Here is a 936-nt window from a genome sequence, read left to right as displayed (position 1 = left end):
GTCCCACCCCGTTGATCGGTGGAACCAACACTCAATCGCGCCGTTGTGGCGGCCGGGAGGGTGGTTCATGAGCGAAAGCGCTATTCTGGTCGTCGAAGACGAGCTCTTGATCCTGCTCGACCTTGAAACAGCTTTGCAGGACGCGGGCTTTCTCGTCGTAGGAGTGCCGAGTGCCGAAGCCGCCGTAAAGGCGTTTGATGAGGATCCAAACAAGTTCGCCGGCCTCCTTACGGACATCCGTCTCGGCTCGGGAGAAACTGGGTGGGAAGTAGCCAGGCATGTAAGGCGAAGCAATCCAACCCTACCTGTGGTCTACATCAGCGGCGATGGTGCTATTTCCTGGGGCTCTGAAGGCGTCCCAGACAGCGTGATGATCGTCAAGCCGTTCTTCCCTCCCCAGATCATTACGGCGTTGTCCACACTGCTCAATCAGCAACACCCAACGGCGTCGAACGGCGGCGAACCCTCTCCGTAGAGCGGGCATTTTTTGGTTTATGAGCGGAACCTAAAATCCATCAGCAAGTTCAATAACGTTTTCAGCGCACGCTGTTGAGGGGAGCAAGCATGGTCGGCGCCATTCGCATCGCTGTTGTCGAAGATCATCCACTCTTTCGCGAAGGCGTGATGCGCAGCCTGTCAGAGATCGGAGGCTTCGAGATGGTTGGCGCGGGCGCCACGGCGCAGGATGCCGAACGCCTCGCCTCTACGGTGCGACCCGACATATTGCTGCTCGACATCTCTTTGCCGGGCGGCGGCCTCGCGGCGGTTGAGAGCATCCTCGCCAGCTACCCCACCCAGAAGATTGTCATGTTGACCGTATCGGAGGCCAATGCCGATGTAACTAAGGCTCTGAATGCAGGGGTGCGCGGCTATGTCCTCAAAGGCGTAGGGTCGCGCGGGCTCGCTGACATCCTGCGCAACGTAGCGGCCGGCGAG

At 59.3% G+C, this 936-nt stretch carries 2 protein-coding genes; both read left to right on the top strand.

Annotated elements, in window-relative coordinates; genetic code table 11:
* The coding region (locus tag EN925_RS37585; protein WP_245487455.1) for a response regulator at positions 1 to 475 on the top strand (475 nt) is incomplete at its 5' end.
* 89 nt (positions 476 to 564) lie between these two features.
* A partial coding sequence (locus EN925_RS37580) for a response regulator transcription factor (protein ID WP_164894750.1) occupies positions 565 to 936 on the top strand: 372 nt, incomplete at its 3' end.

Origin of the sequence: Mesorhizobium sp. M7A.F.Ca.US.006.04.2.1 (genome assembly GCF_004022915.1) — a bacterium.
GTDB classification, from domain to species: Bacteria; Pseudomonadota; Alphaproteobacteria; order Rhizobiales; family Rhizobiaceae; genus Mesorhizobium; species Mesorhizobium ciceri.
This window is presented reverse-complemented; position numbering and strand designations above follow the sequence as displayed.